23 protein-coding genes and 1 tRNA gene are annotated in these 25149 nt (G+C 62.4%); 3 read left to right on the top strand and 21 right to left on the bottom strand.

Features of this window, described 5'->3' with window-relative positions; genetic code table 11:
* Window positions 1-79: 79 nt before the first annotated feature.
* Window positions 80-155 (top strand) — tRNA-Ile (locus H6851_15570).
* Between the two features lie 331 nt (window positions 156-486).
* Here the strand turns inward: H6851_15570 and H6851_15565 are convergent.
* Entirely contained in the window at window positions 487-960 is a 474-nt protein-coding gene (locus H6851_15565; protein ID MCB9945025.1) for a hypothetical protein, read from the bottom strand.
* 456 nt (window positions 961-1416) lie between these two features.
* Here H6851_15565 and H6851_15560 point away from each other — a divergent pair, with 456 nt between their 5' ends.
* Both H6851_15560 and H6851_15555 read left to right on the top strand, forming a co-directional pair.
* Window positions 1417-2277, top strand: a complete 861-nt coding sequence (locus H6851_15560) for an FAD binding domain-containing protein (protein ID MCB9945024.1) — start codon at window positions 1417-1419, stop codon at window positions 2275-2277.
* Window positions 2274-5009, top strand: a complete 2736-nt coding sequence (locus H6851_15555; protein MCB9945023.1) for a molybdopterin-dependent oxidoreductase — start codon at window positions 2274-2276, stop codon at window positions 5007-5009. The genes H6851_15560 and H6851_15555 overlap by 4 nt, the downstream gene beginning before the upstream one ends.
* A gap of 11 nt (window positions 5010-5020) precedes the next feature.
* On the opposite strand, the gene aroC is transcribed toward H6851_15555, so the two are convergent.
* The 20 genes from aroC to carA form a co-directional block, all read right to left on the bottom strand.
* Window positions 5021-6139: a chorismate synthase gene (gene aroC, locus H6851_15550; GenBank protein ID MCB9945022.1), complete on the bottom strand. Its 1119-nt coding sequence runs from the start codon at window positions 6137-6139 to the stop codon at window positions 5021-5023.
* On the bottom strand, window positions 6139-6288 hold the full coding sequence (locus H6851_15545; protein ID MCB9945021.1) for a hypothetical protein: 150 nt from the start codon (window positions 6286-6288) through the stop codon (window positions 6139-6141). Before H6851_15545 ends, aroC begins: the two co-directional genes overlap by 1 nt.
* Window positions 6289-6307: 19 nt before the next feature.
* Window positions 6308-7120: an enoyl-ACP reductase FabI gene (gene fabI, locus H6851_15540; GenBank protein MCB9945020.1), complete on the bottom strand. Its 813-nt coding sequence runs from the start codon at window positions 7118-7120 to the stop codon at window positions 6308-6310.
* Window positions 7121-7236: 116 nt separating this feature from the next.
* Window positions 7237-8151 carry a YihY/virulence factor BrkB family protein gene (locus tag H6851_15535; GenBank protein ID MCB9945019.1) on the bottom strand — a complete coding sequence of 305 codons (915 nt, stop codon included), beginning with the start codon at window positions 8149-8151 and terminating at the stop codon, window positions 7237-7239.
* A 299-nt stretch (window positions 8152-8450) separates the two neighbouring features.
* On the bottom strand, window positions 8451-10826 hold the full coding sequence (gene clpA / locus H6851_15530) for an ATP-dependent Clp protease ATP-binding subunit ClpA (protein ID MCB9945018.1): 2376 nt from the start codon (window positions 10824-10826) through the stop codon (window positions 8451-8453).
* Window positions 10827-10886: 60 nt separating this feature from the next.
* Window positions 10887-11219, bottom strand: a complete 333-nt coding sequence (gene clpS, locus H6851_15525) for an ATP-dependent Clp protease adapter ClpS (GenBank protein MCB9945017.1) — start codon at window positions 11217-11219, stop codon at window positions 10887-10889.
* Window positions 11220-11483: 264 nt separating this feature from the next.
* Complete coding sequence (locus tag H6851_15520; GenBank protein MCB9945016.1) at window positions 11484-13199, bottom strand: Na(+)/H(+) antiporter subunit D; 1716 nt, start codon at window positions 13197-13199, stop codon at window positions 11484-11486.
* A 5-nt stretch (window positions 13200-13204) separates the two neighbouring features.
* Window positions 13205-13477, bottom strand: a complete 273-nt coding sequence (locus tag H6851_15515; GenBank protein MCB9945015.1) for a hypothetical protein — start codon at window positions 13475-13477, stop codon at window positions 13205-13207.
* Entirely contained in the window at window positions 13474-14964 is a 1491-nt protein-coding gene (locus tag H6851_15510) for a monovalent cation/H+ antiporter subunit D family protein (GenBank protein MCB9945014.1), read from the bottom strand. Before H6851_15510 ends, H6851_15515 begins: the two co-directional genes overlap by 4 nt.
* Window positions 14961-16460, bottom strand: a complete 1500-nt coding sequence (locus tag H6851_15505) for a monovalent cation/H+ antiporter subunit D family protein (protein MCB9945013.1) — start codon at window positions 16458-16460, stop codon at window positions 14961-14963. The genes H6851_15510 and H6851_15505 overlap by 4 nt, the downstream gene beginning before the upstream one ends.
* On the bottom strand, window positions 16457-16819 hold the full coding sequence (locus H6851_15500) for a cation:proton antiporter subunit C (protein ID MCB9945012.1): 363 nt from the start codon (window positions 16817-16819) through the stop codon (window positions 16457-16459). The genes H6851_15505 and H6851_15500 overlap by 4 nt, the downstream gene beginning before the upstream one ends.
* Window positions 16816-17250, bottom strand: coding sequence for a Na(+)/H(+) antiporter subunit B (locus tag H6851_15495; protein ID MCB9945011.1), 435 nt, complete (start codon window positions 17248-17250; stop codon window positions 16816-16818). The genes H6851_15500 and H6851_15495 overlap by 4 nt, the downstream gene beginning before the upstream one ends.
* Window positions 17250-17792, bottom strand: a complete 543-nt coding sequence (locus H6851_15490) for a DUF4040 domain-containing protein (protein MCB9945010.1) — start codon at window positions 17790-17792, stop codon at window positions 17250-17252. The genes H6851_15495 and H6851_15490 overlap by 1 nt, the downstream gene beginning before the upstream one ends.
* On the bottom strand, window positions 17780-18166 hold the full coding sequence (locus H6851_15485) for a monovalent cation/H(+) antiporter subunit G (protein MCB9945009.1): 387 nt from the start codon (window positions 18164-18166) through the stop codon (window positions 17780-17782). Before H6851_15485 ends, H6851_15490 begins: the two co-directional genes overlap by 13 nt.
* Complete coding sequence (locus H6851_15480; protein ID MCB9945008.1) at window positions 18166-18465, bottom strand: pH regulation protein F; 300 nt, start codon at window positions 18463-18465, stop codon at window positions 18166-18168. The genes H6851_15485 and H6851_15480 overlap by 1 nt, the downstream gene beginning before the upstream one ends.
* Window positions 18459-18941, bottom strand: coding sequence for a Na+/H+ antiporter subunit E (locus H6851_15475; GenBank protein ID MCB9945007.1), 483 nt, complete (start codon window positions 18939-18941; stop codon window positions 18459-18461). The genes H6851_15480 and H6851_15475 overlap by 7 nt, the downstream gene beginning before the upstream one ends.
* Window positions 18942-19097: 156 nt before the next feature.
* Complete coding sequence (locus H6851_15470) at window positions 19098-19898, bottom strand: mitochondrial fission ELM1 family protein (protein MCB9945006.1); 801 nt, start codon at window positions 19896-19898, stop codon at window positions 19098-19100.
* A gap of 62 nt (window positions 19899-19960) precedes the next feature.
* Window positions 19961-20434, bottom strand: coding sequence for a transcription elongation factor GreA (gene greA, locus H6851_15465; protein ID MCB9945005.1), 474 nt, complete (start codon window positions 20432-20434; stop codon window positions 19961-19963).
* Window positions 20435-20514: 80 nt separating this feature from the next.
* Window positions 20515-23778: a carbamoyl-phosphate synthase large subunit gene (gene carB, locus H6851_15460; GenBank protein ID MCB9945004.1), complete on the bottom strand. Its 3264-nt coding sequence runs from the start codon at window positions 23776-23778 to the stop codon at window positions 20515-20517.
* A gap of 41 nt (window positions 23779-23819) precedes the next feature.
* Complete coding sequence (gene carA / locus H6851_15455) at window positions 23820-24971, bottom strand: glutamine-hydrolyzing carbamoyl-phosphate synthase small subunit (protein MCB9945003.1); 1152 nt, start codon at window positions 24969-24971, stop codon at window positions 23820-23822.
* Window positions 24972-25149: the final 178 nt, after the last annotated feature.

Below are 25149 nucleotides of genomic sequence, written 5' to 3'. Positions count from 1 at the left end.
GCGAAACGACGCGAACGGCTTGTCACCCGGTACTGCAAGCGGCTATGACGCCAACGCCTGCGCAAGTCAGGACATCGTCGGGCCCGTAGCTCAGCGGTTAGAGCCGGCCGCTCATAACGGTCTGGTCGTAGGTTCGAATCCTACCGGGCCCACCATTTCAGCTATTTGGAAATATTCGATATTTCTTCAAAGCTCTTGAAGTCCATCGATATTTCGAAAGACATCGTTCCCGGCTGTTCGATGGTCTCCGCTTTGCTCGGAAGCCAGGCCCACCGGATTGAATTGGCACGATTCCACTTTCGATGCCCGTCCAGGCCTCACGCACGTTGTGGCCCGCAAGGTCCCTCAACCGCGCCGAGGTGGCCCTTGTCGCGGGGTTTCTTCGATGCCGCCGGTCGTCCGGCGACACCGCCTGACAGCTATCGGGGCGAATAGACTACTGTCCGGATGGAACCTCCCTCCGCTGGTTGTTCCGAATAGACCGTTCTAGGCCGATGCGAAGGCGACTTCTCCGGCTTCGGCGATGATCGCGATCTCGGTGACATGCATGCCGTCGTCGGCGTGGGGGATCATGAGGACCTGATAGCTGAACGGTTCGTCCTGGATCGACAATCCGAGCGTGAGGAAGACGGGCGCGCCGGCAAAGGCCGCATTGTGCAGGTCATCGACCAGAGCCTCGCCGAGGTCGACGGGTTGAAGGTGGTTGTGACCGGTACTGGCCGCACCGGCAAAGCCTTCGAGCGGACCCAGATGGATATCCTCGTTCTCGTTGAACTTGCGCAGATCGATCCAGTGGACGTCGGGAACCAGCAGGCGGAACTGGGGCGTGTCGACGGCACAGCGTGGCGGCAGGCAGCCTTCCTCCCTTGAGTTGTTCCAGCAGCGGAATGCAACGGTGAGGGCCGGATTGGCGCCGACCAACGCCGGAATCGGCAATATCTTCTTTGTCAGCCAGTACATGCGACGTTCCTCTACTTGAGGCCCTCGGCCCGTTTCAGGTATCCGCCGGGCTTTCCGGCGCCCGGACATCCACCCTTTTCCCCGGCACCAGCGAGAAACTCCGCTTCGAACTTCATGTTCGAAACGGCTCGCATTTTTCGATCCGCCTGCCGGATGGCGAGGCGAATTGCGGGCACCGTTCGATCAGCCTGATTATCGTCCATCGCGGTAAATCGCCGGTGAATCCCGACAGATTCCCGGGAAATCAGCGACATACCCTGTAGTGACTGGCGAGTATTTGCCCACCTGTTCGTGACATTTTTTCGACATGCCGCGGATGGAGAACGAACAGCAGCGATCGGGGACCCGGCTTCATACCGGGTTGCTCCCTTGTCCATGGCGCTGACAGGCGACACAATGCCGATGGGAATGAAGAACAGCTGGCCGTGTGCGTGAGTCGTGGAGGTGAGCCGGAACATGCATGGCGAGAGGGAATATGCGCGGCCGGAATCGCTCGCCGATGCGGTCGAACTGTTGCGAGACGGCCTGTGGCGGCCTGTAGCCGGCGCCACCGACCTCTATCCGGCGATGGTGACACGGCAGGACCCGGGACCGTGGCTGGATCTGGGCGGGCTCCGCGAACTCCGCGGCATCGATCTCGTTGACGGGGTCTGGCGCATCGGCGCGCTTGTGTGCTGGCGCGAACTGGCGGAAGCGGACTTGCCCGAATGGTTCCATGCCTTGCGGCAGGCCGCGGTACGGGTGGGCGGGCGGCAGATCCAGAATGTCGCGACGATCTGCGGGAATATCGTCAATGCCTCGCCGGCGGCGGATGGCGCGCCACCCTTGCTGGCGCTCGATGCTTCCGTCGAACTGTGTTCCGTTGACGGTCGGCGGCAATTGCCACTCCATGAATTTCTTCTGGGCAATCGCAAGACCGCGCGGCGGAACGATGAGCTTGTCACCGCATTGCTGGTCCCGGACCGGGCGGCAACGGATCGCAGCGTCTTTCTCAAGCTCGGCGCGCGCAGTCACCTGGTGATCTCGATCAGCATGGTGGCGGTGCGGGTGGAGCGTGACCCGGGCGATGGCCGGGTTGGGGAGTGTGCGGTTGCGGTGGGAGCCTGCGCACCGACGGCCCGGCGACTGCCCCGCCTCGAACGGCGGTTGCGGACCATGGACCGGGCGGCGGCCTGCACGGTATCGGTCGAGCCGGACGATCTTGCACCGCTGGCACCCATCGACGATGTCCGGGCATCGGCCGCCTATCGCCTGGAAGCCACGGCGACGCTCATCCGGCGAGCCATGGCCGAAGTGTTGCCGGAGGAATGCGCATGAAGGTGGATTTCGAGATCAACGGCAGGGCCGTCCATGTCGAAACACCTCCCATGACCCGCCTGGCCCATGTCCTGCGCCGGCAACTCGATCTCGAGGGAACCAAGATCGGTTGCGATGCCGGGGATTGCGGCGCCTGTACGGTGCTGGTCGATGGTCGGCAGACCTGCGCCTGCCTGATGCCCGTCGCACATGTCCGGGGACGGCGGGTTGTCACGGTCGAAGGGCTGGCATCACTGCCGTTCGGCAAGCGCCTGCAACGGCGCTTTCTCGATATCGGTGCCGCCCAGTGCGGCATCTGCACGCCCGGCATGCTGATGGCGGCAGTCGAGCTCCTCTCAGGCAACCCGTCGCCGGACGAAGCCGAGGTCGAAGCCGCTTTGGGCGGCGTGCTCTGCCGATGCACGGGCTACCGCAAGATCATCGAGGCGGTGACGGACATGGCCGTGGATGCCGCGCCATCAGCCGGGAATGCTTCGTGCCGGCCCGCCGTCGGCGCCCGGATCGCACGGCTGGACGGGCCGGACAAGGTGACGGGACAGGCGCAATTCGGCGCCGATGGCTGGCCGGATGACTGCCTTGAACTGCGGCTGGTTCGCTCCCCCCATCATGCCGCCACGTTCGAACTGGGAAATGTCGAGGCCTGGCGACTTCTGCATCCGGGTGTCGATCGCATCTTGCTGGCGGGTGACATACCGGGACGTAATGCCTTTGGCATCTATCCCGAGATCAAGGACCAGCCGCTCCTGGCCGACGGACTGGTCCGCCATCGTGGCGAGCCGGTTGCTGCCATCATCGGCGAACCACAGGCCATCCGGGCCCTCGACCTTGCCGGTTTTCCGGTAATCTGGTGTGAAACGAAACCGGTGCTGGGGCTGGATGCGACGCTTGTGTTCGATCGTCCGGCCATTCATGCGCAGACCCCTGACAACGTTCTGGCGCGCGGACGGCTTGCCACCGGCGATGTCAGCCAGTCTCTCGCCGCGGCAGCGGTCACGGTCCGGCACACGGTCGAAACCTCGTTCGTCGAACATGCCTATATCGAGCCCGAGGCGGGATATGCACGGCGCATCGGCGACCGCATCGAGATCGTCGCCACGACACAGGCTCCCTACATGGACCGCACCGAGGTGGCGGCCGTTCTCGGCATCGCGCCCGAACGGGTGCGGATCGTGCCGACGGCCTGCGGAGGTGGGTTCGGCAGCAAGATCGACGTGTCGTTGCAGCCGATCATCGCGGTGGCGGCCTGGCTGACCGGTCGCCCGGTCGGCTGTGTCTACGACCGCCCCGAGAGCATATCCTCGACGACGAAAAGGCATCCGGCAAGGATCACCGCCACGGCAGGTGCGGATGCCGACGGGCGCCTGCTGGCGATGCGGTTCCACGGCGATTTCGACACGGGCGCCTATGCCTCGTGGGGACCTACCGTCGCCACCCGTGTGCCCGTCCATGCCAGCGGTCCCTATCGCATCGGGGCGGCCCATTGCACCACCACGGCCCTCTACAGCAACGGTACGCCGGCCGGGGCATTTCGGGGCTTCGGCGTTCCGCAGGCGGCGATCGTGCACGAGGCGTTGATGGATGAACTTGCCGACGGGCTCGGCATTGATCGCCTCGACTTTCGCCTGATCAACGCGTTACGCGATGGAGATCGCACGGCCAGCGGGCAGCTGCTCGGGTCGGGAACCGGGCTGGTGGCCTGTCTGGAACGACTGAAACCCCGCTGGCAGGCCGAGAAGGCGGGGTTGCGACGCGAGGAGGGCGATCTGCGCCGTGGTATCGGTGTGGCCTGCATGTGGTATGGTATTGGCAATACGGCCCTGACCAATCCGTCCGCGATGGATGTGGGCATCGATTCAAGCGGCAGGCTGACCCTGTACAATGGTGCGGTCGATATCGGGCAGGGCAGTGCCACGGTCATGGTGCAGATCTGTGCCGATGCGCTGAGGCTGCCGGTGGAAGCCTTCTGCCAGGTAGCGGGCGATACCGATCGCACGAGGGATGCCGGCAAGACATCCGCCTCGCGCCAGACCTTTGTCTCCGGCAATGCCGCAAGGCTGGCGGGCCTCGATCTCCGCGGTCGGATCCTGCGGCTGGCCAATGCCGGGGAAGAGGCGTCGTTGAAACTCGCAGAGGGGCACATCCTTGTCGATGACGGGGGACGTAAGACAAGAATCGACCTTACCCGCATGAAGAGTGATGCCACTGGTGACGTTCTCAAGGGGCAGGGCTTCTGGGATCCCCCCACCGAACCTCTCGACGAGAACGGGCAGGGGGTGCCTTATGCATCCTATGGCTTTGCCGCCCAGATGGCGCGTGTTGCCGTCGATACCGGCCTCGGCACCGTCACGGTCGAGCGCATGTGGGCGGCTCACGACGTGGGCCGGGCCATCAATCCGACCCTGTGCGAAGGTCAGATCGATGGCGGGATCGCCCAGGGACTGGGACTGGCCCTGATGGAGGAATATCTGCCGGGGCGTAACGAAAACCTGCATGACTACCTGATACCGACAATAGGAGACATTCCTCCCATTGAAATTTTCCTCGTTGAAGAAGGCGATCCGCTGGGTCCCGACGGGGCGAAGGGGTTGGGCGAGCCCGCACTGGCCGCCACCGCGCCGGCGATCTTCGGCGCCATCCACGACGCGGTGGGCGTCCGGCCCGACAAGGTACCACTCACGCCCGACCGCCTGCTGCAACGCATGCAGCGGGTCCGCCGCATGCGGTCAGGTTGAATGTCCGGAGGTCAGTCTTCGGGAGCACGTTGCGAAGAGAGCGGGCGAGGGGTCATCCCGTCATAGACACCCCGGTGCCGCAGCAGATGGTCGGCGAGGACGCAGGCCATCATCGCCTCGCCGACGGGAACCGCGCGGATGCCGACGCAGGGGTCGTGACGCCCCTTGGTGCGCAGCTCGATTTCCGCGCCATGACGGTCAATGGTCCGTCTCGGGGTGAGGATCGAGGAAGTCGGCTTGACGGCGAAACGGCAGACGATCTCCTGTCCGGTCGAAATTCCGCCCAGGATGCCGCCGGCCTGATTGGACTCGAAACGCGGCCCGTCATTGCCACCGCGGCGGATCTCGTCGGCATTCTGTTCGCCGCTGAGTGCGGCGGCCCGGAAGCCGGCACCGATTTCAACACCCTTGACCGCGTTGATGCTCATCATCGCCTTGGCAAGATCGCTGTCGAGCTTGTCGTAGACGGGCTCGCCCAGGCCGGCGGGAACGCCGCGGGCCACGACCTCGACCACGGCTCCCACCGACGAGCCATTCTTGCGCACATGGTCGAGTTGCCGCTCGAAGCGGATTGCCGCCTGCGCATCGGGACACCAGAAGGGGTTGCGTCCGATCTCGGCCTCATCGAAATGTGCCGGGTCGACGGCATCCTCGCCGATCCGGGTGAGGTAGCCGAGGATCTGGACGCTGTCGCCCAGTATCTTGCGGGCAATGGCGCCTGCGGCCACTCGCATCGCCGTCTCGCGGGCCGATGAACGACCGCCGCCGCGATAGTCGCGAATGCCGTACTTCATGTCATAGGTGATGTCGGCGTGGCCCGGGCGGTAGCTGTCCTTGATCTCGCCGTAATCCTTCGAGCGCTGGTCCTGGTTGCGGATCAGCAGACTCACGGGTGTACCGGTGGTCAATCCCTCGAACACGCCGGAGAGGATCTCGACGGTATCGGGTTCCCGGCGCTGGGTGGTGAAGCGCGACTGGCCGGGCTTGCGCCGGTCCAGCCATGTCTGGATATCGGCCTCGCTGAGCGGTATGCGCGAAGGCACGCCATCGACGACGCAGCCAATGGCCGGACCGTGGCTTTCTCCCCAGGTCGTGAAGCGAAAGAGTGTACCGAAACTGTTACCGGCCATCAGTCGAGGTTCTTTTCCATGAAGACGGACAGGGGATCGGGGCGATATTTACCGAATGCTCCAATGCGCCGGAATCCGGCCTTCTCATGGAGCACCGGCACTTCTGCCGGATCGGGCGATGCCGCATGGTTGCGTGCATTCTGCAACAAGGGAATGATGTCCAGGCGTTCAGACCGTGGCGATATCGGGCGCATCCTCCGCCTTCATGCCGACGACATGGTAACCGCTGTCGACATGCAGAATTTCTCCGGTCGTGCCAGCTCCGAGCTCGGAGAGCAGGTAGACACCGGCTCCGCCCACGTCATCCAGTGTCGTGTTGCGCTTGAGCGGGGCGTTGTATTCGTTCCAGCGCAGGATGTAGCGGAAATCACCGATGCCCGATGCGGCCAGTGTACGAACCGGCCCGGCGGAAATGGCATTCACCCGGACATTCTGGCCGCCAAGGTCGACAGCGAGATAGCGGACGGATGCCTCAAGAGCCGCCTTGGCCACCCCCATGACATTGTAGTGCGGCACGACCTTCTCGGCACCGTAATAGCTCAACGTCACCAGTGATCCACCATCGGCCATCAGCGGTGCGCAGCGCCGGGCGAGATCGGTGAAGGAGAAACAGGAAATATGCATCGACCTGAGGAAATTATCCGCAGTGGTATCGAGATATTTTCCCTTGAGCTGTTCCTTGTCCGAATAGGCGATGGCATGGACGGCGAAATCGAGTTTGCCCCAGCGTTCCTCGATGGTCTCGAAGAGGGTATCCATGCTGTCGTTGTCGGTGACATCGGCCGGCAGGATGAAATCCTGACCGAGTTGTCCTGCGAGTGGCGCCACGCGCTTTTTCAGCGCCTCTCCCTGATAGGTGACGGCGAGTTGTGCCCCTTGTGCCGAAACGGCCTGGGCGATACCCCATGCCAGCGAGCGATCATTGGCGATGCCCATGATAAGCCCTTTCCTGCCCTGCATGAGCAATCCCGAATTGGCCATGGCGATCCGATCCCTTGAATTGAAATGCCGTTCGATTTGAACGGTATCCTAGACGTCACCCCCCCGATATCCAAGAGGGGGAGGCGACACACGCCATATCTTGCAGCAATAGTGGCTCAATCGCGTCGTTCCTGCATCATGGCCGCATTGATCTGTGCTCCAAAAATGAAGATGATCGCCGAAATATAGAAGAAGAACAGAGTAAAAATCACACCGCCAAGACTGCCATATAGAATACTGTAACGGCCGAAATTGCGCAGGTAAATCGAGTAGGCCGCAGTGGCGACCACCCAGAGCGTCACCGAGATGAGGGCGCCGGGCAACACGTCGCGGAGGCGCAGGTCGGTGTTGGTCAGTGACAGGTAAAGGCCGATGGTGAATGTCAGCAGCAGTATGACTCCGATGATATAGCGTACCACCGTGTAGAGGTTTCGGTCGAACAGGTCGCGTTCGGCAAGCCAGGTGACGACCTCGCGGGCGATCGGCAGGCCGACCAGGACGAGCATCGCGGTGAGGATGATGGCCGCATAGACCACGGTGAGTGCCATGCTGCGCAGGCGATTGGCCCAGAATGCCGGCGGATCCTTGACCCTGAAGGCGAGATTGAGGGCGTGCCGCAGGCTTTCCAGTCCCGACGACGAGAACCAGACGGAAAGGGCGATCGAGACTGTCAGCAGGGTACCGTGGGGACCGCCACGCAGCTCGGTGACCACTGGACGCAGAACGCCTTCGACTTCCGGCGGCAGAATTTCCAGACCGATCTCGATGGCATCGGCGGCGGCCCCACCCCAGCCCATGAAACCGGCGAGGGCCAGCAGGAAGATCATGAAGGGGAACATCGCAAACAATGCCGTGAAGGCGATGTAACCGGCCAGAACGAAACCTTCGTCATTGGCGAAATGAGCGATGGCCGGCCAGAGCACGCGGCGCATCCATGAAAGATCGGGCGGCCGGAGGCGACGGGTCCGCACCGGACTGGTCGGCGCTTCGAGGTCGTTCGTGGCAAAGGGCTCGATCGGTGCCAGCTTCATCAGGTCGGTGCGATTCCGCCTCTTCCCTGTCCGCTGGGATGGTGTCTGGAGGTCACGGACAATGGCCATGAAGCGCGAGCCCTATGCTTCGTCCCGGAGATCCCGCCCCGTCGCGTTCACCGGAATTCTTCTTTCAGTCGCAATGGCTCGTACAGCACGAGCGCATGACAGGCCAGCCCCACCTGACCCGCATATTCCGGCAGTAACGGGGCATCGCGCACTCATGGCCGGCATGAACGACCCCGGCAGCGAATACATCCTTCACAGCCGGGGTCGGCATCCGCCAGGCAAGGAGGTGTTCAGCTCACCACTTCAGGCTCTTCGTCCATGACACCGTCATCATCGTCGTCATCATCCGAGTCCGGTGCTGCCAACAGCTTTTGCGAGCGTCCGGCCGGTTGTGTCTGGAAGACCAGCTTGCTGTCCTCGCCCACGGTGACAAGAACCTTGCCGCCCTTGGAAAGGTCGCCAAAGAGCAACTCGTCGGCCAGCGGCTTCTTGATGTTGTCCTCGATGACCCGGGCCAGCGGCCGTGCGCCATACAGGGGATCGAAGCCATGTTCGGCCAGCCAGTCCATGGCCGCATCGTCGAGTTCGATCGACACGCGGCGGTCGGCAAGCTGTGCCGCCAGCTGGCGAATGAACTTCTCGACCACCGAGCGGATGACCACCGCACTGAGCCCGCTGAACGGAATGACGGCATCGAGGCGGTTGCGGAATTCAGGCGTGAACAACCTCTTGATGGCTTCGGTATCCTCGCCTTCACGGGTGGTCCCGCCGAAACCCATGACCGGCTTGCTCATATCCGACGCGCCGGCATTGGTGGTCATGATGAGGATGACATTGCGGAAATCGACAGTCTTGCCGTTGTTGTCGGTGAGCTTTCCGTAATCCATCACCTGCAGGAGGATGTTGAACACATCGGGATGGGCCTTCTCGATCTCGTCGAGCAACAGTACCGCGTGCGGGTGCTGATCGACCGCATCGGTCAACAAGCCACCCTGGTCGAAGCCGACATACCCCGGAGGAGCGCCGATCAACCGGGAAACGGCATGCCGTTCCATATATTCCGACATGTCGAAGCGAACCAGTTCGATGGCCATGACATCGGCCAGCTGGCGGGCGACTTCTGTCTTGCCGACACCGGTGGGACCGGAGAAGAGGTAGCAGCCTATCGGCTTTTGCGGGTCGCGCAGGCCGGCGCGGCTGAGCTTGATGGCACTGGCGAGGGCCTCGATTGCACGATCCTGACCGAACACAGCACCCTTGAGATCCGCATCGAGCGACTTGAGCGCATCGCGGTCGCGAGCGCTCACGGCCTTGATCGGCACGCGGGCGATCTTGGCCACAATCTCCTCGATATCCTTGGGACCGACATTCTTCTTGCGCTGCTGCGGCGGGCGAAGCATCTGGGCCGCACCGACCTCGTCGATCACATCGATGGCCTTGTCCGGAAGCTTGCGGTCATGGATGTATCGGGTGGCCAGCTTGACCGCGGCCTTGAGCGCACCCTGGCTGTATTTCACGCCATGATGCTCCTCGAAGCTCGGCTTGAGGCCCTCAAGGATCTTGACCGCCTCTTCCTCGGTCGGTTCGGGGATATCAATCTTCTGGAAGCGGCGGACCAGTGCCCGGTCCTTCTCGAAGTAGTTGCGGAATTCCTTGTAGGTGGTCGAGCCGATGCAGCGCAGGGCTCCCGAGGCGAGGGCGGGTTTGAGGATATTGGAGGCATCGAGCGAACCGCCACTGGTGGCACCCGCACCGATGACGGTGTGGATCTCGTCGATGAACAACACCGCATTCCTGTCATTTTCGAGTTCGTTGATGACGGTCTTCAACCGTTCCTCGAAATCGCCGCGATAACGGGTTCCGGCGAGCAGGGCCCCCATGTCGAGTGCATAGATGACGGCTTCGCGCAACACCTCGGGGACATCGCCCTCGATGATGCGGCGGGCCAACCCTTCCGCAATGGCGGTTTTCCCGACGCCGGGATCGCCGACAAAAAGAGGATTGTTCTTCGACCGACGGCACAGGATCTGGATGGTACGCTCGATCTCCGCGGCACGACCGACGAGGATGTCGATCTTGCCGGCACGTGCCTTCTCGTTGAGGTCGGTACAATAGGCCGACAGCGCCTCGCCGGCCTGCGGCTTGTCGGTGCGGGCCTTTTCCTCATTGCCTTCCGGTTGTTGCTGCGGCTGCTCGTCGGCACCACGCACGACCTTCTGCTGGCTCATGCCGGGCTTCTTGGCGATGCCATGCGCGATGTAATTGACGGCATCCAGACGCGAGACATTCTGCTCCTGCAGGAAATACACCGCATGGGATTCACGCTCGGAAAACAGCGCAACCAGGACATTGGCACCGGTCACCTCGGTCCGGCCCGAGGACTGCACGTGGATGGCCGCCCGCTGAATCACCCGCTGGAAGCCGGCGGTCGGCTTGGCGTCGACCACCCCCTCGACAACCAGGCCCAAAAGCTCGTGATCGAGAAAGTCGGTCAGCGTCATCCGCAAGCGTTCGAGTTCGACCGCGCATGCCTTGAGCACGGCAACCGCGTCCTGATCCTCGGTGAGGGCCATGAGCAGATGCTCAAGCGTCGCATATTCATGCTGGCGCGCATTGGCCAGGGCCAGAGCCCGTCGAAGCGTCTTTTCTAGAGTGCGCGAAAGCATGGACGTTGCCCTCGATGATTCGGGCGCGAGGCCCGGTTCAAACCCGTAGCGATCAAGCCGCTACTCCTTTTCCATCGCGCATTGTAGCGGATGCTGGTTCTGGCGGGCAAACTCGATCACCTGGGCGACCTTCGTTTCCGCGACCTCAAAGGTATAAACGCCACAAATTCCGACCCCCTTATGGTGGACGTGCAACATGATCTGCGTCGCGTCCTCCCGGCTTTTGGAAAAGAAGCGTTCGAGAACCAGGACGACAAACTCCATGGGCGTATAGTCGTCGTTCAGCAGCAGCACCTTGTACAGGGAGGGGCGCTGGGTCTTCGTCTTGGTTTTCGTGGCGATGCCGCCCTGGGCCGCATCACCTTCCTCGTCGTCAAAAGAACCGCTACTCATCTTCCCTCGACCAGATTCCCACCTTGGTGACCCGTCCAGTATGATAGTTCATTCAGCCCTTCGGACAAATTCATTTCGAAGCCACGGCACGGCAACAGATGAATCCCATGATCCTCCGCCAACACCAACAAAACGTTAACGTCGTGACGATTGCCCGGATCTCCGGAGCGTCACCGGCGAACGGCACACCGTTCCCCGACCCGGATGATCCTTCATATGGTAGTGCCGCCGCCGTGATGAAAGGCCTCGCCGTGCAAACGGATGTCAGTGGCCCCCGCCACCTATCCCGTTGCCCGCGAAGGTAATCGCCAGATAGACCGCGAGCACGACGATGATCCAGAATGTCATGCTGCCGGAACCGACCGAACGCGCCAGCGCTCCCTCCGGGCCGGAATAACGCGAAACCTGGCCTGCAAAGCGGCTGAAGCCGCGGACGAGCCAGCGGCGAACTGCCGCATCCATCGGCCCGAATACCCGGCAGAACCAGTGGGCGAAGGCGGGCAGTCCCTTGCGGTAAAGCACATCGGTATCGAGGACGACGGAACGCAATTCTGGCGGGTAGACGCCACCGCGCATCAGCCAGGTGAACGCCAGTGCGGAAAACAGCAGCAATTGCAGCTGGGTGACCACGTGTTCGAAAGTATAGGGAGAGAAGTCGACCGGATAGGGCAGCATTGCATAGAGGGGGCCGGGCAATACACCGATGCCGATGCACAGAAACGATGCAACACCCATGGCGATCAGCATGTTGCGTGGAGCTTCCTCGACCCGACGTCCACTGTCATGCGCGAAAAAGGCGAAAAACGGGATCTTGATTCCCGAATGGTGGAAGACACCGGCGGATGCGAACAGCAGGACGAGCCACGGGACAAAATAACCGTTCTCCGCCAGAGCTGCCAGGATCATCGACTTCGAGACAAATCCGCTGAACAGCGGGAAGGCGGAGATCGAGGCGGCACCGACGATGCAGAAACCGGTCGTCCAGGGCATCGACTTGTACAGCCCGCCCAGCTCCGAGCCCTTGCACGTCCCGGTACGGAACATGACCGCCCCCATCGACATGAACAGGAGCCCCTTGTAGAGGATGTGGCAGAAGGCATGCGCCACCGTGCCGTTGAGCGCCAGTTCGGTCCCGACGCCGATACCGGTCACCATGAAGCCCAGCTGGTTGTTGAGACTGTAGGCCAGCACCCGTCGCAGATCGTTCTCGATGACGGCGTAGAAGATCGGGAAGGCGGTCATGACGACGCCGACCCAGATGAGCATCTCGGTTCCGGCATAGCCACGTGCCAGCGCATAGACGGCAAGTTTGGTGGTAAATGCGGAAAGCCATACCGTACCGGTAATGGTCGCCTCGGGATAGGCGTCCTGCAGCCAGTTGTGCAACAGCGGGAAGGCGCACTTGATGCCGAAGGCGACGAGGATGATCTTGCCGCCGAGGCTCTCGATGCCGAGCGCGTTGAAGGCGAGCGAGCCGGTCTGCGCGTAGTGGACGAGCGTTCCGGCGAGAAGGAGCACCCCGGATCCGACCTGGATCAGCATGTAGCGCATGCCGGCCTTGTACGCGCGATCGGTGCCGCGGGCCCAGATCAGGAACACCGAGGATATGGCAGTGAGTTCCCAGAAGATGAACAGTGTGAGGAGGTCGCCGGCCAGTGCCGCGCCGATCGCACTGCCCGAATAGATCAGGCCGGCCGTTTCCTGCACCGGATCATCCTGATGCAGGGAGTAGATGACGCTGAGTCCTGCAGCGATCGAAAAGATGATCGCAAAGATCCGCGAGAGGGAATCGAGCCGATAGGTCTCAAGCTCCATGCCCATGAGGTTCATGTGGCCAAAACTGCCCGAATCGCCGAACGAAACCTGATAAAGGCAGGCCAGCGGCAGGAACAGCATCCACGCCTTGCGCAACGAAACGGGCAGGAGTGCCAGAGGCAGTGCGCCGATGATGAGGATCAGGGCCGGGTTCAGCTCAGTCATGCCGTTCACTCGTCCGGGTCATAATAATCCTCAGGCCGCATCAGGATGAGCCGCATCCACTTGGCTACCAGCACCAGACCGACACATACGACGAAACCATAGACGCCGTAAAAGCCGAAGAAATGCTCGATCCCGAAGTAACCATGCTTCTGATAAAGGGCATCGGCAAAGAACAACAACACGCAAATACTGACGAGTGCATAAACGATCTTGTTGACATTGCCAGGCTGGTCAAGCCACCATTGCTGGTCATTCTCCTGGACTTTTCGATCACTCATTGAACGACTCCGGCACTTTCAGGTGAGTGGGCGATCGGCAGGACGAATTCGTAAAGCGGCTCGGCGAGGAAGAACAACGCCACCGAACCGATGGCCGTCAGGCACAAGGGGATGACGCAGAACATCGGCGCTTCCTCGATCTTCCAGCCTTGCGGGGCATCCGATCCGCGGGCCGGCATGAAACCCCGGACCGCGACCGGCAGGAGGTAGGCGATGTTGAGGATCGAGGAAATCATGTAGGTCGCCAGCAACAGGATATGTCCGGATTCCGCCGCACCCAGGGAGAGTTCCCACTTGCTCCACGCTCCGCCCAGAGGTGGCAGGCCGATGATGCTGAGCGAGGCGATGAAGAAGGCGATGAAGGTGAAGGGCATGCGCCGTCCCAGTCCGTTCATCTGGCTGATCTCGGTCTTGTGCGTGGCGACCATGATGGCACCGGCACAAAAGAACAGCGTGATCTTGCCAAAGGCATGCATGACGATGTGCATGGCTCCGCCGACCACTCCGGCGCTGGTGGCGAGCATGGCTCCGAGCACGATGTAGGACAGTTGGCTGACTGTGGAATAGGCCAGCCGCGCCTTGAGATTGTCCTTGGTCATCGCCACCAGCGAGGCGATGACGATGGTCGCTGCCGCCACATAGGCAATCCACACACCGGAACCTGTACGGCTGAGCAGATCCAGCCCGAAGATGTAGATCGCCACCTTGAGAATGGTGAAGACACCGGCCTTGACCACCGCCACGGCATGCAGCAACGCGCTCACCGGCGTCGGGGCAACCATGGCTGCGGGCAACCAGCGATGGAATGGCATGAGGGCCGCCTTGCCGATGCCAAACGCATAGAGCCCGGCCAGCACGCCCACCACCGTATCCGAGACCTTGCCCGAGAGAATCCCGCCTGGCGTGAAATCGAGCGTTCCGGCGGCAACGTAGGTCCAGCCGATGGCCACCAGTTGCAGGCCGATCGAGGTGCCCAGCAGGATTCCCAGATAGATGCGGCCCGCCCGCTTGGCCTCGGGTGTACCGGCATGCGTGACGAGCGGATATGTGCTGACGCTGAGCACTTCGTAGAAGACGAACAGGGTCATCATGTTGTCTGCGAGAGCCACACCCATCGCACTGGCAATGGCAATGGCGAAGCAGGCAAAGAACCGCGTCTGGTTTTCCTCGTGATGCCCGCGCATGTAGCCGATGGCATAGAACGATGTGGCGATCCACAGGAGGCTGGCAATCCCGGCAAAGACCGCCCCGAGCGGTTCGGCCTGGAAGGCGATGGGCAATCCGGGGAAGATCTCCAGGAGTGTCAGTTCGGGTCGGCCGCCGCCCATGACATCGACGATGATCTGCACCACGCAGTAGAAAAGGGCCACCGACGTCAGGATGGTGATGGTATCGCGCAGATTGGGAATGCGCCCGGCAAGCAGGATGAGCAGTGTGCCGACCAGCGGAATGGCGAGGGCGAACTGCATGGCGGTCGAAGGGGTCATTGGCCGGCTCCCGCTGCACCCGTGACCGGATCACCCAGAATGGCGGTGGCGGCCTGGATTGCATAGTCCAGCGTCCAGCTGGCATTCACACCGAAAAGAATGCACAATCCAGCAAGGATCCAGAGCGGGACCAGCATTGAAAGGGGGGCTTCGTGGACGTCCTCCCGGCCGGGCGGTTCCGGGGTGAAATATGCCGCTTCCACCAGTCTCCAGTTGTAGATGATCGCCAGAAGGCCGCTGATGCCGATGATGAAGGCGATATACCAGTCGCCGGCATGGAACGAGGACTGGATAAGATACCATTTCGAGACGAAACCGACCGTCAGCGGCACGCCGATCAGGCTGAGCGAGCCCACGACCATGGCGGCCATGGTCAGGGGCATTCGCCGTCCGAGACCGGCAAGATCCTCGACCTTGACCACGCTCGCCTGCGTCGTCGCGCAACCCATGGCCATGAACATGGTGGCCTTCATGATCGCATGATTGATGATGTGGACGATGGATGCCGCGAGACCGAAGACATTGCCCAGCGAGAGACCCAGAACCATGTAACCGATCTGGGAAATGCTCGAATAGGCAAGCAACCGCTTCACATTGGTCTGGAAGATGGCGACCAGCGAACCGCAGATCATCCCGGCGATGCCGAGCGTCAGCAAGGCCTCGTCGATGCTCACCGTCTGAAGGAACGCCACTCCGCCGAACACCGAATAGAGGACGCGGATCATCGCGTAGACCGACACCTTGGTGGCCGTGGCGGCGAGGAATATCGTGACCGTCGTGGGGGCGAATGCATAGGCATTGGGCAACCAGAGGTGCAAGGGGAACAATGCCAGCTTGAGACTGATGCCCACGAGCAGGAATGCCAGCGCGATCTCCAGCTTGCCCAGTTCCGGCAGCCGGTCGGCGAGATCGGCCATGTTGAGCGTGCCGGTCATCATGTAGAGGGCGCCGATACCGATGACGTAGAACGTCGCACCGATGGTTCCCATGATGAGATAGCGGAAGGCCGCCGTCAGCGCCCTGCTGTCCCTGCCCAGGCTGATGAGGACGTAGGACGACAGCGACGAGATTTCGAGGAACACGAAGAGGTTGAATGCGTCTCCGGTGATGGTGATGCCCAGCAGGCCGGTCAGGCACAGCAGGTACATCACGTAGAACAGGTAGATCCGCTCCTCCGGCACCTCGCGTTCGACGCTGATGCGGGCGAAGGGCATCACCAGCGCCCCGACGCCCGAGACCACGAGCAGCACGAGCGTGGTCAGCGTGTCGACATAATACTCGATGCCCCAGGGCGGTTCCCATCCGCCGAGATAGTAGGAGATCGGTCCGTTCGCCTGGACTTCCCTGAACAACAGGATCGAGATGGCGAATGCCACCCAGGTCACCAGTGTGGCAAACAGCCACGCCAGCGAACGCTGGCGGAGGATGAAGCAGACAGGGGCGGCAATGAGCGGGATGACGACCTGAAGGGCCGGCAGATGGGCCTCTAGATTCACGACAGCTCGTCCTCCAGCCTTTCGATGTCGTCTTCCTCGATCGTTCCGTAGGCATCCTTGATGCGCACGATGAGCGCCAGCCCCAGCGCCATCGTCGCCACGCCGACCACGATGGCCGTCAGGATCAGGACATGCGGCAGCGGATTGGAATAGACGGCATAACGGTCATCGAGGATCGGAGCCGTGCCGTCCGTGACCTTGCCCATGGAGATGTAGAAGAGGAAGACCGAGACCTGGAAAATGTTCAGTCCGAAGATCTTCTTCACCAGATTGCCCTGGGCGATGACCACGTAAAAACCGATCATCATCAGGACGACAACCATCCAGTAATTGAATGTACTGAAAATATCCGATGTCATTGTGCTGACCCGCTGGACCGGTAGCCGGCGAATGTAAAGAAGATCGTGATCATCGCACCGGTAACGGTGAGCCCGACACCGGCTTCGACGAGAAGAATCCCGAGATGCTGGCCATGCACCGGATCGTGATGGTCGAGTGCGCCGTAATCGAGATAGTTGCCATGCATGAACAGCGAAGCGACACCTACACCGGCGTAGAGCAGCACGCCGGTGGCAAGAACGAGGCGCACCAGCCATGGCGGCGCGACGCGTCGCGCCTCGCCGATGCCGAAAATGATGGCGTGGAGGATGAAGGCCGCGGCAAAGATCACGCCGGCCTGAAACCCGCCGCCCGGACCGAAATCGCCGTGAAACTGGACATAGAGCGCGAACAGCATGATTGCCGGGATCAGCAGCTTGCTGGTGACGCGCAGGATCGCCTCGCGTTCCATCACCGGTCGCCTCCGGACTTGCGTCTCCTGCCGATGAGGACCAGCACCCCGACGGCGGCGGTGAAGATCACCGTCGTCTCGCCCAGCGTGTCGAAGCCGCGATAGCTGGCCAATATCGAGGTGACGATATTCGGCACGCCGATTTCCTTGCCGGATTCCTCAATGTAGCGCGGGGCAACATGCTTGTTGATGGGAGCATCGGCGTCGCCGAAACCGGGCAGGGCGGCGGTATGCTGCAGGAGCAGCACGCCGACCACAAGCACCAGTACGAATTCGCCGATGGCACTGCGCGCCTGTGGCTTCTCGTCGGGAATGCCGATGATGCCCAGTGTCGCGATACCGAGCACGGTGGCGATGCCGGCACCCACGGCAGCCTCGGTGAAGGCGACGTCGACCGCGTCCATCACCACGTACAGCGTCGCCGCGGCAAGGCTGAAAATGCCGGACAACATCACCACCGCGAACAGGTTGCGCACGAACACGAAAGCCAGGGCGGTCGCAGCCATGAACAGCAAAAGGACGATGTCGATCAGGAATTCGATGGCTCACCTCCCTCGCGCAGGATCGCGGATTGCGCATGATTGTCACCGGCCGGTTCCTGATCCGCCTCGATCTGCCGGGCTGCCGGGCTTACGCCTCCGAAGATCGCCGCCCGGGCCAGCGCATGGGTCACGGCGGGGCTGGTGTAGAACACGAAGACGATGATCGCGAACAGCTTGAAGGTGATGAGCGTGAAACCGGCCTTGAACATCAGCCCGATCAGGATCAGGGCCAGACCGAGCGTATCGATCATGCCCGCACTGTGCATGCGGGCGAACACGTCGCGCAGGCGCAGCAGCCCGAAACCGCCGATGAGCAGCAACAGGCAACCGGGAATGAGGAACACGGCGGAGACGATGTCGAGCAGCCATTCCATCAGATATCATCCCAGGTCTGGTCGCCTTCGCGATCGCCCAGATGATCGTTGGTCACATATTTGGTGACCGCGATGGTGCCGATGAAATTGATCAGGGCGTAGACGATCGCGATATCGAGGAATTCAGGTCTTGCCATGAGGAACCCGTGGACGGCGATCAGCAGGACGGTAAGGGTGCCGAACGAATTGACGGCAAGGATGCGATCATAGACCGACGGCCCGAGCAGGGCGCGGGCCAGAGCCATGCCCATGACGATGAGGATGGCGATGGCGGTGACGGCCAGAACCGGCATCAGCATTCACCCACGAGTTCGCAGACCCGGCGATCCATCTCGCCCGTCGCCAGGCCATCCATCGCCCCCTGTGTCAGCGCATGGATGACCAGGTGCTCGTCGTCGAGCGCCACGGTAACGGTGCCAGGTGTCAGGGTTATCGAATTGGCATAGATCACGCGACCGAGATCGGTGGCCTGCGACGCACGAACCGAGAACATCATCGGCTCGACCTTGCCGCCGCCGATGCCGAGAATCGCCTTGGCGACATCGATATTGGCCACCACGATTTCCTTGATGAGCCAGGGCCAGTAGATGATACCGCGCAGGGCGAGATGGGCCGGATGACCTTCACGGTCGACGATGCGCATGCGCCAGGCAATGATCACCGAGACCACGACCGAACCGGCACCGAGTGCCAGGATGAGATGGTTGTCCCAGTAGCCCGAGAGAAGGAGCCACAGGATGGAAAGGGCGGCAGTGAGGCTTACGGCTTGCAGCACGTCTTCTGTTCCTGACCGGGCGTCTTTCTTCGTCGGGCCGGCGGTTCCTGACCCGACAGCCTCCTCCCGACCTGCTTAGCGTCTTTTCATGCCACTGTCACCCGCTCGTCTCGCATTGCTTCTCACTTCGGGGATGCTCGCCACGCGGCGGCCTCGTCATGTCGTCAGGAGTCCGCGGCGCCTGATCTCATGAGCAATCTCGCTCGCCGTATCGACAAGGGTGCCGGTTGGCAGGTGAACCGGCCGGGCAAGATCACACGCCAGGCGATTTTCCCGAAGAAGATCATGCAGGATGGCAAGCTTGCCATGCGAGGCCTGTCCCAGGCGGTCGATGAGCAACGGCCGGCCGAAGCGGGCGGCATCGGCCATGACACTGGCACTCTCGCCCGTGACCGCGACCCTCTCGCAGCGGGCCAGCCGTTCGACATAGGTGTCGAACGGCTGCAAGTCAGGCAGGGTGGCGAGACCGGCCGGCGTGCGCGGGCTGGCGATGAACTCCACCGGCCCGCCGCCTGCCGCCCGCCGCACCCGTTCGACGAACCCGGCAACATCGGCAGCACGGCCGCGCCGCGTCCCGCCGATGACCGCCAGCAGCGATCCGGAAGCGATCCGTGACGGGGCGGGTGGCATGAGATCGGTGGGCGGCAGCAGGACCCGCAGAATCGACGCAGCCCGCCGCCGGCGGTCATGTTCCGGCAGTACCACCAGATCGAAGCGGCCGGGCATCACCTCGGGCCACATGATCTGGACCAGCCGCGTGGCGGTGAAACGGTGTGCGATGGCCAGGGCCACCGGCGCCGTACGCCGGCCGCACCCTATCACCAGATCCGGGGCAGGGCTGACCCAGCCCTGGCGCGTGGTATCCAGCCACCACCCTGTCAGCAGGTTCGGCAGCCGCGCCGTCGCGCGATAATCCGGCTTCATGACCGCAAAGGGATGACCCAGTGACCGGGCCACTCCCAGGGCCTGGCTGGCATGTCCCCTGCTGTTGTCGAGGAGGACGAGGACCCGTGCCGCGGTCAGCCGAAGCTCACCTTGAGGACCTCGAAATAGCGTACGCCACGCGGGGTATGCACCTCGACGCTGTCCCCCGCCTCCTTGCCCAGAAGGGCCCTGGCCACCGGCGACTGGATCGACAGCAGTCCCTGCTCGATATCCGATTCCTCCGGGCCGACGATCTGGTAGTCGACTTCCTCGTCGGTCTCCTCGTCCGCCAGCTTGACGCGCGCACCGAAGACGACCTTGGAGCCGGACAGTTCGCTGACGTCGATCACCTCGGCTCGACCGAGCTTGTCCTCGAGCTCCATCAACCGGCCCTCGATGAAGCCCTGCCGCTCGCGTGCCGCGTGATATTCGGCGTTCTCCGAAAGGTCGCCATGTTCACGCGCTGCCGCAATGGCGCGGATGACGGCCGGACGTTCCTCGTTTTTCAAGCGCTTGAGCTCGGCTGCCAGCCGCGCATGGCCCTCGGGCGTCATCGGGATCTTTTCGATCATGGCCGATCATTCCATAGAAGATAAGAAAAGGTACAATACAAAACACGACCGGCGGCTCGTTGAACCGCCGGATGAGGCTATTTTAGGGAGTCAAAATACGATTGCAAAGATGCAACTTGCAATTCACCGGCATTGAGCCGCTTGAGGCCTTCAACCAGAGAGCGTGCTCCGGCCATGGTCGTATAATAGGGGGTGCGCGACATCAGCGCTTCGCGACGCAACGAATAGCTGTCCTTGAGGGCCCTTCCGCCGAAGGACGTATTGATGACCAGGGCGATTTCACCGTCCTTGAGATAGTCCACGATATGCGGCCTTCCCTCATGGGCCTTGTTGACCGTCCGGACCTCCAGTCCCGCATCGGCCAGGGCCCGGGCCGTTCCACGTGTGGCGACAATCGAGAATCCGAGATCGATCAACCCCCTGGCGAGCCCCACAGCACCCTCCTTGTCGCCGTCGCGCACCGAGATGAAGGCCTGACCCGCATTCCCGCCTGTACGGGGCAGGGCGACGCCAGCCGCCAGCTGCGACTTGGCGAAGGCCGCGCCGAAATCCCGGTCGAGCCCCATGACTTCACCTGTGGATTTCATCTCCGGTCCGAGAAGGAGATCGACGCCGGCAAATCTCGCAAAGGGGAATACAGCCTCCTTGATCGCGACGTGGCCGAGCGGCCGGCTGACAAAGCCCTGCTCGCCCAGCGGTGCCCCGGCCATGATCCGGGCAGCCATGCCCGCCACCGGCTGGCCGATGGCCTTGGCCACGAAGGGAACCGTGCGGCTGGCGCGCGGGTTCACTTCGAGGATGAAAACCTCGCCATCCTTGAGGGCCATCTGCACGTTCATCAACCCGCGGACATCGAGTGCCCTTGCGAGAAGTTCGCTCTGGCGGGCGATTTCAGCCACGGTGGCATCGTCGAGCGAATAGGGTGGGAGGGAGCATGCGCTGTCTCCCGAATGAATGCCGGCCTCCTCGATATGTTCCATGATGCCGGCGATCGCGACATCCCTGCCGTCGGCAAGCACGTCGACATCGACCTCGATGGCGGCTTCGAGATAGCGGTCGAGCAGGATCGAGCCCTGTTCGGATGCGGCGGCCGCTTCGACGACGAACTGGTGCAGCTGGTCCATCGAGTGGACGATGCGCATCGCGCGGCCACCGAGGACGTAGGAAGGCCTGACCACCAGCGGCAGACCCAGCTTCTGCGCCTCCGCCAGGGCTTCATGCTCATCGCGGCAGATGGCATTGGCCGGTTGCCTGAGCCCGAGTTGCTGGAGCAGCTTCTGGAACCTGTCCCTGTCTTCCGCGAGGTCGATGGCGTCGACGGAGGTGCCGAGGATCGGGATCGCCGCTTCCTCCAGCGCCGACGCAAGCTTGAGCGGTGTCTGTCCGCCGAGCTGGACGATGGCTCCGGTCAGTTCCCCGTTCGAGCGTTCGACGGATGCCAGTTCGATGACATCCTCGGCGGTGAGCGGCTCGAAATAGAGACGGTCGGACGTCTCGGGGTCGGTGGAGACCGTTTCGGGATTGCAGTTGACCATGATGGTCTCGTAGCCCGAAGCCTTGAGCGCCATCGACGCATGCACGCAGCAATAGTCGAACTCGATGCCCTGACCGATGCGGTTGGGGCCGCCACCGAGAATGATGACCTTGCGCCGGTCGCCGGGCTGGCTTTCGCAGGCGGGTCGGGCGCCTGCAGCCGCCCTTTCGTAGGTGCTGTACATGTACGGAGTTCGCGCGGGGAATTCGGCCGCACAGGTATCGATGCGCTTGTAGACGGGACGTACGCCGAGTGCATGCCGTCTGGCGCGAACCTCAGCCTCGTCCAGACCGCTCAGCCGTGCGAGGCGGGCATCGCCGAAGCCCATGGACTTGATCTCGATCCAGCCATCAACATCCGGTGGCAATCCATTGTTCTTGATGTCATTCTCGACGGCGATAATATCTTCGATCTGGGCAAGGAACCACGGGTCATAGGCACACACGGCCTGGATGTCCTCAAGTGAGGCGCCGGCCCGGAACGCCTGGGCGATCAGGCGCAGGCGGTCGGGGGTCTGCCGGCTCAGGGCCGCCAGCAGGGTGCCTTTCTCGTCGCCATCGGGATTGTCCGGCACGATCTCATCGAGCCCCCTGAGCCCAGTTTCGAGCCCGCGAAGGGCCTTTTGCAGCGACTCGGCGAAGGTCCGGCCGATGGCCATGACCTCTCCCACCGACTTCATTGCCGTTGTGAGGACAGCCTCCGTTTCGGGAAATTTCTCAAACGTGAAGCGTGGAATCTTGGTGACGACATAATCGATCGTCGGCTCGAACGACGCCGGCGTGGCACCGGTGATATCGTTGGTGATCTCGTCCAGCGTGAAGCCCACCGCCAGTTTGGCGGCGACCTTGGCGATGGGAAAGCCGGTCGCCTTCGAGGCGAGGGCCGAGGAGCGCGACACCCGCGGATTCATCTCGATCACCACCATCCGGCCGGTGCGCGGGTCGACGCCAAACTGGACGTTGGAGCCACCGGTATCCACGCCGATCTCGCGCAGGACGGCGATCGAGGCTTCCCGCATCCGCTGATATTCCTTGTCGGTCAACGTCAAGGCGGGGGCGACCGTCACGCTGTCGCCGGTATGAACTCCCATCGGGTCGACATTCTCGATGGAGCAGATGATGATGCAGTTGTCCGCCCGGTCGCGGACCACCTCCATCTCGTACTCTTTCCATCCCAGCACCGATTCGTCGATCAGTACCTCGTTGACGGGCGAGGCGTCGAGACCGGAGCGGACGATCTCCTCATATTCCTCCCTGTTGAAGGCAATGCCGCCGCCCGTGCCGCCCAGTGTGAAGGATGGACGGATGATCGCCGGAAGGCCGATGTCGTCGAGGGCCGAGCGTGCCTGGTCCAGTGTGTGGGCAATCGCGCTGCGCGGCATGTCGAGACCGATGCGGTTCATCGCATCGCGGAACAGTTCGCGATCCTCGGCCTTGTTGATCGCCTCCAGCGAGGCACCGATCAGTTCGCAGCCATGCCTGTCCAGAACGCCGGATTCGGCCAGTGCCTTGGCCGTGTTGAGGGCTGTCTGCCCCCCCATGGTGGGCAGCAGCGCATCGGGTTTTTCCTTCTCGATGATGCGCTCGACCATCTCGGGCGTGATCGGCTCGATATAGGTCGCGTCGGCCATCTCCGGGTCGGTCATGATCGTCGCCGGGTTGGAATTGACGAGAATCACCCGATAGCCGAGTTCTTTCAATGCCTTGCAGGCCTGGGTTCCTGAATAGTCGAATTCGCAGGCCTGGCCGATGACGATCGGACCGGCGCCGATCAGCAGGATCGAGCGGATGTCGGTGCGTTGGGGCATGGGGTCAGCCTTGCTGGACGGTCCTGGGAAAGCGCACGAGTTCAGCCTCGCCGCACGATTTGCAGAAATCGGTCGAACAGGTAGTGACTGTCCGTGGGGCCGGGGGATGCTTCGGGATGATACTGTACGGAGAATACCGGGCGATCCCTGAGCCTGATGCCCTGGATCGTACCGTCGAACAACGAGCGGTGGGTTACCTCCACATTTTCCGGCAACGCCTCGTCGGCGATGGCAAAACCGTGATTCTGGCTGGTGATCTCGACCTTGCCGGTGACAAGGTCCTTGACCGGATGGTTGGCGCCGTGATGACCGAAGGCCATCTTGGTCGTGCGTGCTCCCAGGGCAATGCCCAGCATCTGGTGTCCCAGGCAGATACCGAAGACGGGTTTGCCGCTGGCCACCAGCTTCGCGATCTCGCTCACCGCATAGCGGCCGGTGGCGGCCGGGTCGCCGGGACCGTTGGAAAGGAGAACGCCGTCGGGAGCCTTCGCCAGGATGTCGTCGGCCGCCGTGCCTGCGGGCACGACGGTGATGCGAAAGCCCATCCGGGAGAGTGAGCGCAGGATATTGCGCTTCACACCATAGTCGACAACCACCACGTGCGGACCGTCGCCGCTGCCGCTGGCATAGTCCTGATGACCGTTCCAGCCTGCCTCGGTCCAATCGAACGCCCGGGCGCAGGTTACGCCCGGAACGAGATCCGCACCGACGATGCCGGGAAAGGAACGGGCGCGATCGACCAGTGCGTCGACGTCGATGTCTCCCCGAGGATCATGGGCAAGGGCGGCATTCTGCGCACCCCTGTCGCGCAGCAGCGAAGCCAGCTGGCGGGTGTCGATGCCACCGATGGCGACGATATCGTTATCCCGCAGCCAGCCGCTGAAATCGTCCCGATTGCGCCAGCTTGAAGGCCGCGTCGGCACCGTCCGGGTCACAATTCCGCGGGCCACCGGCACCTTGGCCTCGACATCCAGTCCATTCGTGCCCACATTCCCGACATGCGGAAAGGTGAAGGTGATGATCTGGCCGGCATAGGAAGGGTCGCTCATGATCTCCTGATAGCCGGTCATCGCGGTATTGAAGACGAGTTCGCCGTCGCGCACGCCGCAAGCGCCATAGCCGCGCCCATGGTAAACGGTTCCGTCGGCGAGCGCGATGGCGGCCGATGGCCTTCGAGTGAGAGCTGCTTGCATGCCGGGTGCAATCCACGTAAGAGCACGGCTCCACGATCCCGGAGCCAGATCTCGGCCATGCCCGGCAGGGGCCGGGGGACCACGATGGGGTGAGTTCAGATCGCGACGCGCGTTTTATCATTGTCGATCGGGGCGTCAAGGATGCCCGTCGATGCGCCACGATCCGTGTCGGAAACGG

Source organism: Geminicoccaceae bacterium (genome assembly GCA_020638465.1).
Lineage (GTDB): Bacteria > Pseudomonadota > Alphaproteobacteria > Geminicoccales > Geminicoccaceae > JAGREO01.
This window is presented reverse-complemented; position numbering and strand designations above follow the sequence as displayed.

Bases quoted from the DNA above. Each gene is read 5' to 3' on its own strand.
- H6851_15565 (MCB9945025.1), bottom strand. From the start codon at position 960: ATGTACTGGCTGACAAAGAAGATATTGCCGATTCCGGCGTTGGTCGGC.
- H6851_15560 (MCB9945024.1), top strand. From the start codon at position 1,417: ATGCATGGCGAGAGGGAATATGCGCGGCCGGAATCGCTCGCCGATGCG.
- H6851_15555 (MCB9945023.1), top strand. From the start codon at position 2,274: ATGAAGGTGGATTTCGAGATCAACGGCAGGGCCGTCCATGTCGAAACA.
- aroC (MCB9945022.1), bottom strand. From the start codon at position 6,139: ATGGCCGGTAACAGTTTCGGTACACTCTTTCGCTTCACGACCTGGGGA.
- fabI (MCB9945020.1), bottom strand. From the start codon at position 7,120: ATGGCCAATTCGGGATTGCTCATGCAGGGCAGGAAAGGGCTTATCATG.
- H6851_15535 (MCB9945019.1), bottom strand. From the start codon at position 8,151: ATGAAGCTGGCACCGATCGAGCCCTTTGCCACGAACGACCTCGAAGCG.
- clpA (MCB9945018.1), bottom strand. From the start codon at position 10,826: ATGCTTTCGCGCACTCTAGAAAAGACGCTTCGACGGGCTCTGGCCCTG.
- clpS (MCB9945017.1), bottom strand. From the start codon at position 11,219: ATGAGTAGCGGTTCTTTTGACGACGAGGAAGGTGATGCGGCCCAGGGC.
- H6851_15520 (MCB9945016.1), bottom strand. From the start codon at position 13,199: ATGACTGAGCTGAACCCGGCCCTGATCCTCATCATCGGCGCACTGCCT.
- H6851_15515 (MCB9945015.1), bottom strand. From the start codon at position 13,477: ATGAGTGATCGAAAAGTCCAGGAGAATGACCAGCAATGGTGGCTTGAC.
- H6851_15510 (MCB9945014.1), bottom strand. From the start codon at position 14,964: ATGACCCCTTCGACCGCCATGCAGTTCGCCCTCGCCATTCCGCTGGTC.
- H6851_15500 (MCB9945012.1), bottom strand. From the start codon at position 16,819: ATGACATCGGATATTTTCAGTACATTCAATTACTGGATGGTTGTCGTC.
- H6851_15495 (MCB9945011.1), bottom strand. From the start codon at position 17,250: ATGGAACGCGAGGCGATCCTGCGCGTCACCAGCAAGCTGCTGATCCCG.
- H6851_15485 (MCB9945009.1), bottom strand. From the start codon at position 18,166: ATGGAATGGCTGCTCGACATCGTCTCCGCCGTGTTCCTCATTCCCGGT.
- H6851_15480 (MCB9945008.1), bottom strand. From the start codon at position 18,465: ATGCTGATGCCGGTTCTGGCCGTCACCGCCATCGCCATCCTCATCGTC.
- carB (MCB9945004.1), bottom strand. From the start codon at position 23,778: ATGCCCCAACGCACCGACATCCGCTCGATCCTGCTGATCGGCGCCGGT.
- carA (MCB9945003.1), bottom strand. From the start codon at position 24,971: ATGCAAGCAGCTCTCACTCGAAGGCCATCGGCCGCCATCGCGCTCGCC.